The 16,472-nt window shown below is 44.1% G+C and carries 13 protein-coding genes and 1 pseudogene; 7 read left to right on the top strand and 7 right to left on the bottom strand.

Translation table 11 applies throughout. The features are described from left to right. Positions 1–137 precede the first annotated feature (137 nt). The 4 genes from plsB to JZ784_RS05905 form a co-directional block, all read right to left on the bottom strand. Entirely contained in the window at positions 138–2,306 is a 2,169-nt protein-coding gene (gene plsB / locus JZ784_RS05890) for a glycerol-3-phosphate 1-O-acyltransferase PlsB (protein WP_346314181.1), read from the bottom strand. 190 nt (positions 2,307–2,496) lie between these two features. After that, positions 2,497–3,384 (bottom strand): DMT family transporter, encoded by an 888-nt coding sequence (locus JZ784_RS05895; protein ID WP_346314182.1) that lies wholly within the window; start codon positions 3,382–3,384, stop codon positions 2,497–2,499. A 217-nt stretch (positions 3,385–3,601) separates the two neighbouring features. Beyond that, complete coding sequence (locus tag JZ784_RS05900; RefSeq protein ID WP_346314183.1) at positions 3,602–5,230, bottom strand: long-chain-fatty-acid--CoA ligase; 1,629 nt, start codon at positions 5,228–5,230, stop codon at positions 3,602–3,604. Between the two features lie 342 nt (positions 5,231–5,572). Then, complete coding sequence (locus JZ784_RS05905) at positions 5,573–5,734, bottom strand: hypothetical protein (protein WP_167571628.1); 162 nt, start codon at positions 5,732–5,734, stop codon at positions 5,573–5,575. A gap of 162 nt (positions 5,735–5,896) precedes the next feature. On the opposite strand from JZ784_RS05905, the pseudogene JZ784_RS05910 reads away from it, so the two are divergent. Beyond that, positions 5,897–6,517: pseudogene (locus JZ784_RS05910) on the top strand (GntR family transcriptional regulator); the annotation flags it as partial. Between the two features lie 169 nt (positions 6,518–6,686). On the opposite strand, the gene JZ784_RS05915 reads toward JZ784_RS05910, so the two are convergent. The 3 genes from JZ784_RS05915 to JZ784_RS05925 form a co-directional block, all read right to left on the bottom strand. Beyond that, positions 6,687–7,994, bottom strand: a complete 1,308-nt coding sequence (locus JZ784_RS05915; RefSeq protein ID WP_346314184.1) for a DcaP family trimeric outer membrane transporter — start codon at positions 7,992–7,994, stop codon at positions 6,687–6,689. Positions 7,995–8,123: 129 nt separating this feature from the next. Next, positions 8,124–9,497, bottom strand: coding sequence for an MFS transporter (locus JZ784_RS05920; RefSeq protein ID WP_346314185.1), 1,374 nt, complete (start codon positions 9,495–9,497; stop codon positions 8,124–8,126). A gap of 373 nt (positions 9,498–9,870) precedes the next feature. After that, positions 9,871–10,785: a LysR family transcriptional regulator gene (locus JZ784_RS05925; protein WP_346314186.1), complete on the bottom strand. Its 915-nt coding sequence runs from the start codon at positions 10,783–10,785 to the stop codon at positions 9,871–9,873. A 113-nt stretch (positions 10,786–10,898) separates the two neighbouring features. Between JZ784_RS05925 and JZ784_RS05930 the strand changes: the two genes are divergently transcribed. The 6 genes from JZ784_RS05930 to benC all read left to right on the top strand — a co-directional run bounded on the left by JZ784_RS05930 (position 10,899) and on the right by benC (position 16,463). Beyond that, entirely contained in the window at positions 10,899–12,008 is a 1,110-nt protein-coding gene (locus JZ784_RS05930) for a muconate/chloromuconate family cycloisomerase (RefSeq protein WP_346314187.1), read from the top strand. 26 nt (positions 12,009–12,034) lie between these two features. Beyond that, positions 12,035–12,325 carry a muconolactone Delta-isomerase gene (gene catC, locus JZ784_RS05935; RefSeq protein ID WP_346314188.1) on the top strand — a complete coding sequence of 97 codons (291 nt, stop codon included), beginning with the start codon at positions 12,035–12,037 and terminating at the stop codon, positions 12,323–12,325. 125 nt (positions 12,326–12,450) lie between these two features. Next, on the top strand, positions 12,451–13,371 hold the full coding sequence (gene catA / locus JZ784_RS05940) for a catechol 1,2-dioxygenase (RefSeq protein ID WP_005009835.1): 921 nt from the start codon (positions 12,451–12,453) through the stop codon (positions 13,369–13,371). An 81-nt stretch (positions 13,372–13,452) separates the two neighbouring features. Continuing rightward, positions 13,453–14,850: a benzoate 1,2-dioxygenase large subunit gene (gene benA, locus JZ784_RS05945; protein ID WP_346314189.1), complete on the top strand. Its 1,398-nt coding sequence runs from the start codon at positions 13,453–13,455 to the stop codon at positions 14,848–14,850. Further along, positions 14,847–15,356: a benzoate 1,2-dioxygenase small subunit gene (benB, locus tag JZ784_RS05950; protein WP_005009830.1), complete on the top strand. Its 510-nt coding sequence runs from the start codon at positions 14,847–14,849 to the stop codon at positions 15,354–15,356. The genes benA and benB overlap by 4 nt, the downstream gene beginning before the upstream one ends. 90 nt (positions 15,357–15,446) lie before the next feature. Continuing rightward, positions 15,447–16,463: a benzoate 1,2-dioxygenase electron transfer component BenC gene (benC, locus tag JZ784_RS05955; protein ID WP_346314190.1), complete on the top strand. Its 1,017-nt coding sequence runs from the start codon at positions 15,447–15,449 to the stop codon at positions 16,461–16,463. Positions 16,464–16,472: the final 9 nt, after the last annotated feature.

Below are 16,472 nucleotides of genomic sequence, written 5' to 3' on the forward strand. Positions count from 1 at the left end.
GCATACAGAACAGGCGGCCATTCAGCGCCATTGCAGCAATATTTTCTGAAGCCTGCATGAAATAAAAAAGCCAAACCGTTTTCACGGTCTGGCTTTTTTAGAGATCTTGAATAAATCATGATGCTCCTCTGCAGAATTTAGTCTTTTTGCAGATTCAGTTCATATAAGTGCGCAAATGCAGACAGAAACCTTAAAGAATCATCTGCATCATTAATTTGTATGCGCTGCTCTTGGAGGTCAATCAAACGCTCTGACGCAAAATACTCAAGGACATTATTGATTTGCGCCAATAATTCAGCTTCAGTCCATTTTAGGAAAAACTGCTTTTTGAGTTCTGGATAAGCTTGAATGATTTGCCCGCATAAATCATCAACAGTAAGGTTTTGGCCATTTTCTGACTGAGCTTTCAGAATATGCGCCGCCAGAGCAGCCAAAATGAAAGTATGCAAAATGTTGTTGCTGAAATATTTCAGCAGCGCGTCTTGCTTGTCGCATACTTTTACCCAGCGCTCATTATCATGCTCAACAAACTCTATCTGTTTTAATTGCACTGCATACTGAATAATTTCCTGATTCGACAGCTCGGTAATTTGCATCCGCTCATCATAGCGGTTCTGTTTTAAGTAATTGCGGAACTGCTCCAAGCGCAGCAGCACATCGCGTTCAGCCAGAGTATGCATCGGCGCATTCAGCAGCACCAATGAAATTAGACTTACAGGATTAATCACTACAGCTTTATTGATATTTTCTAAAATATCTTCAGCAACTGCATTTACGGCGCTTTTAACAGTATCCGGCAGTTCTTCCTCCAAAGCGACATGTTCAGGCGCATGGTTCTGCTGCAGCAGATCATCTAAATAGACCGGTTCGCCAAAATTCACATGCACTTTGCCAAACACTTTTTCAATTTTCTGAATCGACTTCAGCAAACCAAATAAGGATTCAGCCTGCTTTTTCTGCCCGCCTAATTCTTTAATATAGGTTGAACCTTCCAGCAGTTTTTCATAACCAAAATAGGTCGGAATAAACACAATGGGCTTGCTGTCGCCGCGCAAATGGCTTTGGATAGTCATCGCCAGCATGCCTTTTTTAGCAGGCAATAATAATCCCGTACGTGAACGGCCGCCTTCAATAAAGTACTCCAGCGGCGTATTGCGGCTCAGCAAGCTATGCACATATTCCTTAAATACCGCCGTATACAGCGCATTGCCGCTAAAACTTCTGCGGATGAAATACGCGCCGGCGCCACGCATAATCTGCCCAACAATTGGCATATTCAAGTTAATGCCGGCTGCAATATGCGGCACCATTAGCCCGCGCTTATGAATCACGAAGGACAGCAGCAGATAGTCAATATGGCTGCGGTGGCACGGCGCATACACCAGCTCATAATCTTTGGACAGTTCACGCACCATATCAAAATTGTGCACTTCAATTCCGTCATACAGCTGTGTCCAAAGCTTGGTTAAAGCAATATCAGCAAAGCGGATGGTTGAATATGAATAGTCCGAAACAATTTCATCTAAATATTTTTTCGCTAAGCTTTCTGCTTGGCTGACACTGATTTTCTTATGAATGCTTTCCGTCAAAATGGCTTCTTTGACTGCATCCGTCATCATCAGTTTATTAATAACATTGCGGCGATCCGATAAATCAGGCCCTAGAATCGCTTCTTTATATTGATTGAACAGCGTATTCAGCTCAGTTACAACGTAGTGCGCAGGTGAAAAATTCGGACTCACTTCCAAGGCTTTTTGAATCAGACCGCGCAGCGACACTGGCTGATGAAATTCAATATAGTTCTCACGGCCATACAGCGTGATATTTAAAGCCTGCTTAATGCCTGTTGGCTTTGTCCATGCATCAGCCATTAACGCTTTATACCAGCTGTCCTCGTTTTCAGGCGAACGCCCCCATAAAACAGTGACAGGCACGAGCAGCACATCATTTTCAGGATGTTTCAGCAAATATTCTACTAAGCGGATCAGCTTGTCTGGATAGAAGGACGACGCATTTTTCTTGCTGGCTTCCAAAGTTAAAAAAGAATCATCCTCTTGATACTCGCCTAAGCTCAATGGCGCGAAAGCCGAAGACAATTGACGCTTTTCCGTTTCATTATCAATGAGGACTTTATTTGAGGTTGAGTCGTCCTGAATGACATAGCAGACTGGAAACCGCTCGGGGTTATCAATGTTAATTTTATTTTCTAAAACTTGCGTATCGCCCAGAACTTGCGGACTGACAATTTTATCTAAAACTTTCTTGGTGAATTTTCTATAAAAATTTTGATAAGGATTCGTTGCCATGCGGTACTCAGCAGTTCTTCTATAAAAGTATATTCTGTGCGAAATAATACATCTACTCAGCGCAAAAATGGAGATAAATTATTTATCTCTCTTGTATTTTCATCATTTGAAGCAGTTTTTACTTTTTTGGCCCTGTGTACTCATTGGTGCGCTTCAATAAAATAACGGCTAAATGCACCATTTGCCCTGCTTATGCCCAAATCACCATAATGGCGGCAATGACCACTAAACACAGCCCCCAATGATCGCTGCGGGCCAGCTTTTCTTTAAAGAAATACGCCGAAATTAATAAACTGAACAGAACTTCAATCTGCCCTAATGTTTTGACAATCGCAACCGATTGCATGCTCATGGCGCTAAACCAGCCCAAGGATGCCATAAAGCTGCAGACACTGACTTTAAAGGTTAGGCCAACCCGCTGCCACATGGCTTTAAGTGTTTTCCGGCTGAATATGACCAAATAAAGCAGCAGGCTGATGCATTGAAAACCAATGACACACAGCAGCACCCAAGCCGCCCGGTGTAAAAAGGGCAAGGCGCTTAATTCAAGGCTGGCTTCCCGCACCAAAAGGGATGTAATGGCAAAACTTAAACCGCTGCCAATACCGATCATTAAGGTGGATAAAGACAGCTTTTGCTGCTGATGCCCTTTACTGAGTAAGAAAACCGCGGCGCCGCCAATCACCACCCCGGCCCAGCCAAGCCAGCTTAAATGCTCCTGCAAAAGCATGACGCCGATTAATGCCGCTAAAATGGCTTCACTTTTTGCAAGCCCCACTCCAACGGCATAATTCTTTTGCTTAAAGAGCATCACCAGCAAGATGGTGGCTAAAATTTGACTGCATCCCGCAATCAAAATATACACCCAAAACATGGGTGTAAAACTGGCATGCAGCTGAATAGGATGCGATTGGTACAGCCAGAAGATATACAAAACAGCAAAAGGAAAACCAAACAGAAACCGCGCGAGCGTTACGCCATAGACATCAACCGTTGCGCTTAATTGCTTTTGAAAAGCATTACGCCATGACTGCATAAAAGCAGCCATCAAAGTAAATAGAATCCAGCTGGAAAGCATGAAGTGCCTAAACTGCAGAAAATTGAAGCAAGAATCCTTAATCTACTCCGTTTAAGCAGCAATTACGAGAAATCCGCCACGATTAACCCATTGAACTTTTTTATGTTTCTGTGAAGGATTTTTTATATGCGTGATGGCTCAACCTTCTTTTAAACAAAAGCCCAATCCGTTTAGATGGGGCTTTTGCAGATGCGTCATTTAATTTTCGCCAGATAGATCAACTGTTCAGCAGCACGTTTCCATATTGTTCACGCAAATCTTTTTTCAGCATTTTTCCTGTGCCGCTTAAAGGAATGCTTTCCACAAAAATGACTTTATCTGGAATTTGCCATTTCGCCACTTTATCTGCGTAGTAACCTAAAATTTCTATTTCAGATAAATCAGCATCTGGTTTTTTAATCGCAATCAGCACTGGACGTTCATCCCATTTAGGATGTATTGCAGCAATTACTGCTGCCATGGCAATTTTAGGATGGCCCATCGCCATATTTTCCAGTTCGACTGAAGAAATCCATTCACCGCCGGATTTAATTAGATCTTTGGAACGATCACTGATTTTCAAATAGCCGTCTTCATTTAAAGTAGCAATATCACCGGTATCAAACCAGCCGTCCGCGGTTAAGGCCGATTCGGCTTTGCCGAAGTAATTATGGATAATCCAATGCCCTTTAATTTGAAGATTGCCTGAGGTCTCCCCATCGCGCTCAATCTCATGTGTGCTTTTTTCTTCATCCGTAATACGCAGGTCTACACCAAATGGCGGACGGCCTTGCGATAACCGGATTTGCAGCTTTTCTTCATCGCTTAAATGCTGATGCTTCGCTTTAAATTGGCAAGACGTGCCCAAAGGACTGGTTTCTGTCATGCCCCATGCATGAATAGTTTCACAATCAAATTGCTCTTTAAACACTTTCATCATGGCTGGCGGGCAAGCCGAGCCACCGACAACATTGCGCTTCAGGCTTTCCAGCTTGGTTCCCGACTGCTGGGCGGCATTAATCAGACCTTGCCAAATGGTTGGAACACCTAAAGCCACAGAAACCTTATAGGTATCAATCATGTTTGCCAGGCTCACGCCGTCCAATCCCGGCCCTGGCAATACCATGGTGCATCCCACCATTGCGGCGGCATATGGCGTCCCCCATGCATTGACATGAAACATAGGCACAACAGGCAGCATAATATCGCGCGCAGAGATATTCAGTGAATCCGGCATGCAAATGCCATAGCTGTGCAACACTGTAGAACGGTGGCTGTACAGCACCCCTTTCGGGTTTCCTGTTGTTCCCGAGGTATAGCACAAAGAGCTTGCTGTCAGTTCATCAAATTCAGGCCATGCAAATTGTTCAGAGTTCTGCGCAATCAAATCATCATAAAATTGAACATCAGGCACCTGTTCCTTAACGGCAGCATCAGGCGCATCTAGGCAAATAAAGTGCTCTACGCTTTTCAGCATGGGTTTCACTGCTTTAATCAGCGGTAAAAAGGTCTTATCAAATAAAATGACTTTGTCATTTGCATCATTAATGATAAACACCAGCTGTTCTGGAAATAACCTTGGGTTAATAGTGTGGCAGACCATGCCGCTGCCCGAAATGGCATACCAAGATTCTAAATGGCGATGATTGTTCCATGCAATTGTGGCTATGCGGTCACCCAGCTTTGCACCTAGGCTGTTTAAAACATTCGCAAAGCGTTTAGAATTATTCCGAACTTTACCCCAATTGGTTTCGGTGATGCTTAAATCAGTATTTTTAGAAATAATCAAAGTATCTGAGTGATAGCGCCCCGCATGCTCAATCATGCTGCTGATCAATAAAGGCTGAAACATCATATTGCCAAGCATCCTATACTCCTTATGCTTTTATCCATTTTTATGCCAAAACGGCGTCTCTGCCGTAATTTTTATAAGCTCATTAAACTTATGCGATGTATAAATCCTGCATACATCAAGCCTGTCCAAATGTTTTAACCCAGAAACCCAGCTTTGACTACTGTTTTCTTTAGACTGCAAAATTCGTTTTTATTAGGCAATTCATTGGCGAATGGGAAAACGAAGTGATGCTTAAATTATGATTATTCTAAACAAATAAAAAAGCCATTCAGCAGCAGGCTGGACGGCTTTTAATATGCTTTGATTCATATTTTAAACTGATTTCGATACCGATCATAAATTCAGTACGGCATTTTAACCCATATTAATTTGATCTGCATTGATGGCAACAATGACCCCAATGCAAAATAGACCTGCATAGATTGAAAACCAGATAATCATGTTTTTAAAGGCTTTATCAGAAAGACCGCTATCAGCGTACTGCGGCGCTTTTCTTGCCTGCTCTTCGTTTTTCATCGAATCTTTCATCACAATCACCTATTTGCTGTTTATGCGCTATGTACATTATGAAAAAGAGATAGATGTCTGTGTAGACACAGAAATAGACTGAAAAAATATAACAGATAGGTTCTATGCATAAGAAACTGTTATAAATGTACTGCTGCTTATGGTGTTGATATGCTGGTGCAGCATTTGCGCCAAATGATTGAAAATGGTGTCTGGCAAGCGCATGAGAAACTGCCTTCTTTGCGGGAACAGACACAGTTGTCTGGACTCAGCCTGATTACCGTATTAAATGCCTATCAGTCTTTGGAAGTGCAAGGGCTGGTTTATGCTAAAAATAAATCTGGGTTTTATGTTGCCCCACGGCAGTTCAATGCTGCTGAAACAGCATTAAAAGATAAAAATTCTGAAGTCCGCTTAAAAAAGAATGTTCAGATTAACTCAGCGGTGTTTCATTATTTAAAGTCGATACAAGCTGCAGAAATTGCGCCTTTTGGCTCTGCATTTCCTAATTCAGAACTGCTTTATAATCAGAAATTCATACAGCTGCTGGCACAGCACGCAAAACGCAAAACGCAAAACGCAAAAACAGTTATTTAAACGGCGATAATATGCCGCCCTGTAATTTGTCGCTGCGGAAATTGATGCCAGCCGCTATATTCTGCAAGGCATGTCATGCACTGCAGATGACATTGTCATTACATTAGGGATTTGGATGCTCTGAATTTATCTTTGCAGGCTTTAACACAGGCCGGTAATTTTATTCTTTTGCAGCAAAGTATCTTTTATGGCTCATAACAGGCTATGCAGCAGATCTGCCAAAGCATACGGCATCGACGTGCGCAGTGAATGCAGATATCTTTTTGGAAGATTGAACATCGCCCCATATTATGAAAGTTAAAAGCCTGAGTGCATTATGCAATTCTCAGGCTTTTAATTCACTTAGCTTGAAGCAAGGAAAGTCTTAGAAATTATACATCGCTACAGCATTGATACGGTTGTCTTCACCTTTTGTGCTACCGTTCGGCGCTGCGCCAAAAGCTTCACGCTCACCATAAACATATTCAAGCCCTAGGCTGATGGGTTTGACTGGACTATAAAACACATTGGCCCACGCTTGCCACAGCGCTTTATTGATTTTTGTTTTATCCGCAAATGCATTGATATAGTCATCATTGTTATCTGCCTTCATGTAACCATAGCCCAAAGTGCCGCGCCACTGCGGATTAAACTGCTGCGTAATGCCAAGCGTAATCGAATCAAATTCATTGCTGGCGATAATGTCCTTATTGGCATTGGTTACAAAACCTTGGTTGGTCCATGACACAAAGCTGCTGTCACCTTTCACATGATAATAATCAGCTTTTAAGAAGGTTTGATCTGTTAAGTCTAACTTGGCACCGAGTCCCACGCCCCACGCAGTTTCAGAATCTGCATCGGTTTTCTTTTCTGTACCCATGGCGCGCGCACTCACCATCAGGGTATCACTGAATTTATGATTTAAACGCGCAGTTAAAGCCGGCAAGCGCATATTCGAGCTGTCGTCTTTAGAATCTTCTGCTGCGATAACAAAATTGGTTGCAGGATCAAACTTATAGCTATAGCGCACTTGCGGTGTGCGTTTCACTGCGCCGCCGACATAACCCAGGGCATCAATGGTTTCCGGCATGTAATCTGGCACAGCAAAGTTCGACCATGTCTGACCCACCAGCCAATCACCATAGGTCAAATATGCATGGCGGATGCGCAAGCTGTCATTTGCGCCTAAAAAGTCGACTTCAATTTTTCCGCTGACATCTCCAGCCTGCGTTGCGGTTTTAAAATCTAAGCCCAAACGTGTAGCGGCCAGAGACGCTTTTAAACGGTCTGAACTTTCACCGCTGCCTTCCAGCGGAACCGTATTAATTTGGTTGTATAAACGCGCTGCACTGCCGCCTTCAGCCTGATATAACGCATCTGCACGCACATTGCCATATACGCTGAATTCTGCGCCGCCTTTGGTTTTCAGGCTTAAACCTTGCGCTTTAACTACAGATGCAGGCGATGGCTCTGCAATGGTTTCAGACTTTGCTTTTACTTCTGCCAAATGATTGCTTAATGAATTCTGCTGCTGCGCATATTGCTGCATCATGGCTTTCAGCGCTTTAACTTCTGCACGCAGCTGTTCCACTTCTGCGTCTGTTGCAGGCGCCGCATGCGTTGCAACAGGCAATGCAATCGCACATGCCAATGTTAAAGGTTTAAGCATAAAGTTAAAAAATTGAGTGTTCATCCTGACCTCTTTGGGACAAAGCCCATTCCTTTTTTACAGTGTTTTGACACAGTGCTCCTCAGCCCTTATGCGTATGCATAAGGGCTGAGGATGCTGTTTTAAAAATTAAGAAGATTGATTTATGGATTATTAATTTGCAGCGCTTTTGATCATAGGGCTTTTTACTGGTGCAGCCTGCTGCTCTTTTGATCCTTCTACAGACGCTTTTAAATTAACCAAGAAGACCGCCAAGGCAGCGATAGCGCCTGGAATGGCAATTGCAAGAAAGTTCATTTGATGCGGCAATTCAAGCGTCAGCAAAGCGCCCGTCAACACTGGACCGACAATAGCGCCAATACGGCCTATGCCTGATGCCCAGCCCATGCCTGTAGAACGGACGGCTGCAGGATAAAATTGCGCGACGAAGGTATAAAGTAAAATTTGTGAACCAATCGTTGCTGCGCCAGCAACCGCAATTAAGGCATACAGGACGGCTTGCGGACTGTTAAAGCCGAGCATAATCAGTGCCAATGCGCCTACGGTAAACATAATGCTCAGAACAGGTTTTAAATGAAATTTATCTGCCAATACGCCGCCGCCAATTGCGCCTACCATGCCGCCAATGTTCAATGCAAATAAGAACAGCATGCTTGCGCCGAGCGAATATCCAGCCTGAATCATCAGTTTTGGCAGCCAGCTGCCTAGCGCATAGACCATCAGTAGGCACATGAAGAATGCAATCCAGAACATGACCGTACTGAAGGTGCGCCCTTGCTGAAATAAAGCTTTTAGTGGCGCTTCATCACCTGCTGACGGCTCATTCAAGCTGAATTCGGCAACTGCTGAAACAGGCTGCTCAGGTGAGATTTTCTGTACGATGCTGCGGACTTTTTCTGTATCTCCTTTTTGGGTCAAAAACATCAAAGATTCAGGCAGAAATTTCCAAATCAGCGGCAAAGCAATGAATGGAATACCCGCAATATAAAACATGATTTTCCAGCCATAATCCGCCACCAGCCAAGCGCCGAGCAATGCTGAAGTCATGCCGCCAATGGCATAGCCGCTGAACATCAGCGCAACCAATGTGCTGCGGATGCGTTTCGGCGCGTATTCGGTCATTAAGGCTACAACGTTCGGCATCACGCCGCCGATGCCTAAACCGGCAAGAAAACGCAAAATGCCGAATTCGATAGGATTTGTGGCAAATGCGCCTAAAAAGGTAAAGCCGCTGAAAATAGCCACGCAAATCATAATGGTTTTTTTACGGCCCAATTTATCTGACAATGTGCCAAAGGACATGGCGCCAAACATCATGCCGAAAAGCGCAGTACTGGCCAGCATGCCGGCCTGAACGGCAGAGAGCGCCCACTCCTGCATCAGCAGCGGCAAGGCCACGCCATAAATGACAAGATCATAACCGTCAAAAATGATAATTATGAGGCACCAAATTAAAACGCCCCAATGGAAAGGTGTAAATTTTGCTTCATCAATAACTGAATTGATATTTATCTGTTGAGTATTCACTGCTCGCCTCCTGCTTGCGATGTTCCTTGTTAGCGCAAACAATGAAGCAAAGGTTTTTTTATGTCCAAAACCGATTAGCTCTACATTTATACCTTTTTAGTCGGATTAAAAATTTATTTACTATAAAACAGTGTGTTATTTCTAGTTTATTGAAAAATTGATTTGTTAGAATGGTGAAAATATTACCGGTTTCACTTCTATACTGTTGTAAATAACCCATAAAAAAAGCGAATTTAAGACTTTAATCTTAAATTCGCCATTTGCTTATTTATATTGTATTTTTCACGTTTTATCTGAGACAGAAAATCTTTTTTTCCGGGCATTTTCTATTTTCTTTTGTGCGCCATATCTAGCCGCGATAAATGTATTTTCATTAGATTACAGCACGGTCATATTGTATCGCTTCCAAATCATAAACTTGATAGATGCAGTCAAATAGTGACCGGATATGATCACTCTCATCCATACAGCGGATAGCCAGAAAAATAGGACTTTTGGCAGAGTCGTCTAAAACTGGAATGTAGTGCAAATGCGGAAACTGAATCGTTCTTGCACTTTCAGGCACAATACAAATCCCCTCACCAGCGGCTACAAGGCCCAGCGCCAGCTGGATTTCTCTCACTTCTTTTAGGTTTTTAGGGTCTAATCCATGTTCAGAAAATAGATGCCGAACCTGTGTTGAAAAATTAGGTTTTGGATGGCTAGGATATAAAAAATGATTTTCATCAACAATATCGGCTAAATACACGCCTTCTTTTTGCTGAGCCAATGGATGACTTGCATGAACAGCAACCATAAGCGGCTCTTCGCGCAAAAGAACCCGGCGAACAGCTGGGTCCGATATGCGAAGCCGCCCAAAACCAACATCTATGCGCCCTTCTTTTAAAGCGATAATTTGGTCTTTTGTACTCATTTCAATCAATTCAATTTTTAAATATGGATGCTGCTGGCGGAATAAATAAACAATTTTAGGCAGCAGTCCATATAAAAGCGAACCGACAAAGCCCATGGTGACGGTCTTTTCTACCAAACCAATGCGCTGTGTCATGGCTTTAATTTCTTCGGCATTAGACAAAAGTTTAACGGCATGCTGATAGAAAAAATAACCTGCTTCTGTGGTCTTTAAAGGGCGGCTGCCGCGTTCAAAGAGTTGAGTGCCCAGTTCTGCTTCAAGATTCTGTATCTGGCGGCTTAAAGGCGGCTGGGCGATAAAAAGTTTTTCTGCCGCTTTAGTAAAACTTTGCTCTTCTACGACAGCTACGTAATAGCGAAGGTGCCTGAGTTCCATATTTTCATACCTTTAGGATATATAAAAATGCAAATTTGATCTTAGACAGTCAAATATTATTCTTTTAAGGTATATCACATCAGGTACACAACGCAAGGTTGCGAAGAGCCAAGATGTATAAATCCATTGAAACACTGCTTGTCGAAATTCCAACCATCCGTCCGCATAAGATGGCTGTTGCGACAATGCAAACGCAAACATTAGTTCTGGTTAAAGTCACAACAGACGATGGGTTTATCGGTTGGGGCGAAGCAACCACAATTGGCGGTTTAGGCTATGGGGAAGAAAGCCCGGAAAGCATTAAAACCAATATTGAAACTTATTTTGCGCCATTGATGAAAACCCTGCCGGGTTTAAATGTTGCGAAAACCATGCAAGTGATTAAACGCAATATTAACGGCAACCGTTTTGCAAAATGCGCCATTCAAACCGCATTGCTTGATATTCAGGCACAACGTCTTGGCTTGCCGCTGAGTGAACTGCTGGGTGGCCGTTTACGAGACAGCGTCCCTGTGCTTTGGGTTTTGGCTTCTGGCAATACGGATAAAGACATTGCTGAAGCGCAGAAAATGATTGAAGCAAAACGCCATAACATTTTCAAACTAAAAATTGGCTCCCGCCCAGTCGAAGCAGATGTTGAGCATGTTTTAACGATTAAAAAAGCGTTAGGTTCAGATATTTCAATTCGTGTCGATGTCAACCGCGCCTGGTCAGAACTTGAAGCCGTTAAAGGCATTCAATTACTGCAAGACGGCGGCGTAGACCTTATTGAACAGCCTTGCGCCATTGACAATATTGACGCCATGGAACGCCTCACCCGCAGATTCGAGATTGCCATCATGGCGGATGAATCGCTGATGGGTCCGCACAGTGCTTATCACTTGGCAAAACGCAATGCATCTTCTGTCTTTGCTGTCAAAGTTGCACAATCTGGCGGCTTAACTGAAGGTTGTGAAGTGGCCAAAATTGCCAAATTGGCAGGGATAGACCTATACGGCGGCACCATGCTGGAAGGGCCTGTGGGCACCATTGCTTCAGCGCACGCTTTCTCTACCTTTGAAAATTTAGCCTACGGCACAGAGTTATTTGGCCCGCTGCTGCTCACCGAAGAAATTTTAAAAACACCGCTTCAATACCAGAACTTTGAACTGACTGTTCCGAAAACAGCAGGTTTAGGTATTGAACTGGATGAAGACAAGATTGACTGCTTGCGCCGCAAGTAAATCCAAGAATTAACAAGGAGTTTCACATGCTTTTTCAAGTACGTATGGACGTGAATATTCCACTGGATATGCCAGCGGAAAAAGCTAATGAGATTAAGGCCGTCGAAAAAGCCTATTCACAGGAATTACAGCGCCAAGGCAAATGGCGCCATATCTGGCGTATCACAGGCCAGTACTCAAACATCAGTATTTTTGATGTAGAGAGCAATGAAGAGTTGCACAATATTTTGCAAGGACTTCCGTTGTACCCCTACATGAATATTGAAATGATGGCGCTAAACCGCCACCCATCCTCAATACGTGATAACGACAGTTGATTTGAAATACAGAATGTCTGTTTTTCGCAAAAGCAAAAGTTAATGAAACAAGGACTGTGGCAGCTAAGTGAAAAAAAGCATCACTCCAGCCACCAAAACATATTGCATACTTAAGGAGCATTAGTATGAACCGCCAAGAAATTGATGCACTCGTAAAACAAATGAACGTTGACACAGCCATTGGTCCTGTAGACCCGCGTGTGCAACAAATTGTTGTCCGTTTGCTGGGTGATTTATTCCAAGCCATTGAAGACTTAGATATTTCTCAAACAGAACTTTGGAAAGGTCTTGAGTATTTCACAGATGCAGGCCAGGCGAATGAATTAGGCCTTTTGGCTGCTGGTTTAGGTCTGGAACACTACTTGGACTTACGTGCTGACGAAGCTGATGCCAAAGCAGGCATTACAGGCGGAACACCTCGTACCATTGAAGGACCATTATACGTTGCAGGTGCGCCTGAAACAGTGGGCTTTGCACGTATGGATGATGGTTCTGAAGCAGGCAAAATTCCTACGCTGTTCATTGAAGGCACAGTAACTGATACTGAAGGCAATCTTATTGAAGGCGCTAAAGTTGAAATTTGGCATGCCAACAGCCTAGGCAACTACTCTTTCTTTGACAAGTCTCAGTCTGACTTCAACCTTCGCCGCACCATTTTAAGCAATGCGGAAGGCTCTTATACGGCGCAAACAACTATGCCTGTCGGTTACGGCTGCCCTCCAGAAGGCACTACGCAGTTTGTTCTGAACAAGCTTGGCCGTCACGGCAACCGCCCGTCTCATGTGCATTATTTCATCTCGGCACCGGGTTACCGCAAGCTGACAACGCAATTCAACATTGAAGGCGACAAATACCTGTGGGACGACTTTGCATTTGCAACGCGTGACGGTTTGGTTGCAACTGCTGTTGATGTGACGGATGCAGCTGAAATTGCGCGCCGCGGCCAAACAGAAGCATTCAAGCACATTACTTTTAATGTTGAGCTGGTGAAAGACCAAACTGCAGCGCCGTCAACTGAAGTTGACCGCCGCCGCGCTAGCGCTTAAGACCATCATAGGAAACCCAGATGTCAGTTTCATGACATCCGGGTGACTTCCCCAAAAGAATTGGAAAGTCGGAGAACGGACATGCCTCGTATCCCAGTTATTAACACCAGCCATCTTGATCGCATTGACGAACTTTTAGTTGACGATTTTGAAAGCGGTGAATTTAAGCTTCATCGTTCTGTATTTACAGATCAATCCCTTTTTGATTTAGAGATGAAATACATCTTTGAAGGCAACTGGGTTTACTTGGCGCACGAAAGCCAGATTCCAAATAATAACGATTTCTACACCACGCATATTGGCCGTCAGCCCATCATCATTGCGCGTAACCGCCAAGGTGAACTGAATGCCATGATCAATGCCTGTTCGCACCGCGGCGCACAGCTTTGCCGTCATAAAAAAGGCAACAAAGCAACGTATACCTGCCCATTTCACGGCTGGACATTCAATAACTCAGGCAAACTGCTGAAAGTTAAAGATCCTTCAGAAGCAGGCTATTCAGACTGCTTTAACCAAGACGGTTCGCATGATTTGAAGAAAGTCGCGCGTTTTGAAAGCTATAAAGGCTTCTTATTCGGCAGCTTAAATCCTGATGTACCCTCACTTGAAGAATTTCTAGGTGAAACCGCAAAAATCATCAACATGATTGTCGGTCAGTCAGATCAAGGCCTTGAAGTCCTTCGCGGTTCATCTACCTATACTTATGAAGGCAACTGGAAACTGACTGCAGAAAATGGCGCAGACGGCTACCACGTTTCCGCCGTGCACTGGAACTACGCAGCAACGACACAGCACCGTAAAGAAGCGCAAGCGGCTGACAACATCCGCGCGATGAGCGCTGGCTCTTGGGGCAAGCAAGGCGGCGGCTCATACGGTTTTGAAAATGGCCATATGCTGCTGTGGACCCAATGGGCAAACCCGGAAGACCGTCCAAACTTTGTCAAAGCGGATGAATATACCGAGAAATTTGGCGCGCCAATGTCGAAATGGATGATTGAGCGCTCACGCAATCTGTGCCTGTATCCAAACGTCTATTTGATGGATCAGTTCGGTTCGCAAATTCGGGTATTGCGCCCGCTTTCAGTCAACAAAACAGAAGTGACGATTTACTGTATTGCGCCTGTCGGTGAAGAGCCGGAAGCGCGTACCCGCCGTATTCGCCAATATGAAGACTTCTTTAATGCTTCAGGCATGGCAACCCCAGATGATCTTGAAGAATTCCGCGCATGCCAAGCGGGCTATGCTGGTATTGAGCTGGAATGGAACGACATGTGCCGCGGTTCAAAACACTGGATCCAAGGCCCAGATGATGCTGCCAATGAAATCGGTTTAAAACCTGTGTTAAGCGGCATTAAAACTGAAGATGAAGGTTTGTATTTAGCGCAGCACCAATACTGGCTGAAAATGATGAAAGAAGCCATCCAATCTGAAAAGGAACTGGCTGAGGCAGAAGCCGCTGCAATGGGAGAAAGCGCATGAATGCTGTAGTTCAACAAGACACTATTTCGCTTGAAAGCATTGCTCAGTTCCTCTACCGCGAAGCGCGCTTTTTAGATGATGAACAATGGGATGACTGGTTAAATTGTTATGCCCCTTCTGCATCGTTCTGGATGCCGGCTTGGGATGACGATGACAAACTGACTGAAGACCCGCAGTCAGAAATTTCACTGATCTACTACCCGGACCGTCAAGGTTTGGAAGACCGTGTATTCCGCATCAAGACTGAACGTTCTTCTGCCACCATGCCGGATACCCGCACCAGCCACAACATTTGCAATATTGAAGTGGTTGAACGTGACGGCAATAAAGTCACCGTGCGTTTTAACTGGAACACTTTAAGTTTCCGTTACAAAACCAACTACAGCTACTTTGGCATGTCGCGCTATGAAATTGATTTTTCTGGTGATCAGCCAAAAATTCTCAGCAAATATGTTGTCCTCAAAAACGATTATATCAACCAAGTAATTGATATTTATCACCTCTAAGACTGTTTATACAGCAAGGTAAAACCTTTCAGTCAGATGGAACGTTGGCTGAAAGGATGATATTTAAAGATTTATATAGGATATTCAGCCATGTCAAACCACAATGTAGCGCTTCAATTTGAAGATGGCGTAACACGTTTTATTTCTGTTGCACAAGGTGAAAGCTTATCCGACGCAGCATATCGCCAAAAGATCAATATTCCTTTGGACTGCCGAGATGGTGCTTGCGGCACATGCCGCGCATTTTGTGAATCAGGTTCGTTTGATATGCCTGAAGAAACTTATATTGAAGATGCATTAACGCCAGAAGAAGCCGCAGAAGGTTATATCTTGGCTTGCCAATGCAAACCGACCTCAGACGCAGTCTTCCAGATTCAAGCATCATCAGATGTCTGCAAAACAGAAATTCATGAATTTAAAGGCACATTAGCCCGCGTAGAAAATTTATCTGATTCGACAATCACCTTTGATATTCAGCTGGATGATGGACAGCCAGAAATTAACTTCTTAGCTGGCCAATACGTAAATGTGGGTATTCCTGGTACGGATGAAACCCGTTCTTATTCATTCAGCTCTAAACCGGGCAACCGCTTAACAGGCTTTGTCGTGCGCAATGTGCCTGAAGGCAAAATGAGCTCATTCCTGAGCGTCGATGCCAAAGCTGGCGATGTGATGACATTCAAAGGTCCATTCGGCAGCTTCTATCTGCGCAATGTGGTGCGCCCGGTAGTGATGCTGGCTGGCGGTACAGGCATTGCCCCATTTATGTCGATGCTGCAAGTGCTGGAAGAAAAAGGCTCTGAACAGCCTGTACGCCTTGTATTTGGTGTAACCAATGACTTTGACTTGGTAGCAATTGAAAAACTGAATGAACTGCAAGAGAAATTCCCTTGGTTTGAATACCGCACCGTCGTGGCAAATCCGGAATCTGCACATGAGCGTAAAGGTTATGTCACTGGCCATATTGAAAACGAATGGCTGAATGGCGGCGATGTGGATGTCTATTTATGCGGTCCTGTGCCAATGGTAGAAGCGGTTCGCGGCTGGTTAGACGCTGAAGGCGTAAAACCTGCAAACTTCCTGTTTGAAAAATTCTCTGCAAACTAATTGAAAGGA

The organism is Acinetobacter sp. CWB-B33, assembly GCF_039655955.1.
GTDB lineage: Bacteria > Pseudomonadota > Gammaproteobacteria > Pseudomonadales > Moraxellaceae > Acinetobacter > Acinetobacter bouvetii.

What these genes read in the sequence shown, in the direction of transcription:
- plsB (WP_346314181.1), bottom strand. Translation starts at nt 2,306, where the DNA reads ATGGCAACGAATCCTTATCAAAATTTTTATAGAAAATTCACCAAGAAA.
- JZ784_RS05895 (WP_346314182.1), bottom strand. Translation starts at nt 3,384, where the DNA reads ATGCTTTCCAGCTGGATTCTATTTACTTTGATGGCTGCTTTTATGCAG.
- JZ784_RS05900 (WP_346314183.1), bottom strand. Translation starts at nt 5,230, where the DNA reads ATGCTTGGCAATATGATGTTTCAGCCTTTATTGATCAGCAGCATGATT.
- JZ784_RS05905 (WP_167571628.1), bottom strand. Translation starts at nt 5,734, where the DNA reads ATGAAAAACGAAGAGCAGGCAAGAAAAGCGCCGCAGTACGCTGATAGC.
- JZ784_RS05915 (WP_346314184.1), bottom strand. Translation starts at nt 7,994, where the DNA reads ATGAACACTCAATTTTTTAACTTTATGCTTAAACCTTTAACATTGGCA.
- JZ784_RS05925 (WP_346314186.1), bottom strand. Translation starts at nt 10,785, where the DNA reads ATGGAACTCAGGCACCTTCGCTATTACGTAGCTGTCGTAGAAGAGCAA.
- JZ784_RS05930 (WP_346314187.1), top strand. Translation starts at nt 10,899, where the DNA reads ATGTATAAATCCATTGAAACACTGCTTGTCGAAATTCCAACCATCCGT.
- catC (WP_346314188.1), top strand. Translation starts at nt 12,035, where the DNA reads ATGCTTTTTCAAGTACGTATGGACGTGAATATTCCACTGGATATGCCA.
- catA (WP_005009835.1), top strand. Translation starts at nt 12,451, where the DNA reads ATGAACCGCCAAGAAATTGATGCACTCGTAAAACAAATGAACGTTGAC.
- benA (WP_346314189.1), top strand. Translation starts at nt 13,453, where the DNA reads ATGCCTCGTATCCCAGTTATTAACACCAGCCATCTTGATCGCATTGAC.
- benB (WP_005009830.1), top strand. Translation starts at nt 14,847, where the DNA reads ATGAATGCTGTAGTTCAACAAGACACTATTTCGCTTGAAAGCATTGCT.
- benC (WP_346314190.1), top strand. Translation starts at nt 15,447, where the DNA reads ATGTCAAACCACAATGTAGCGCTTCAATTTGAAGATGGCGTAACACGT.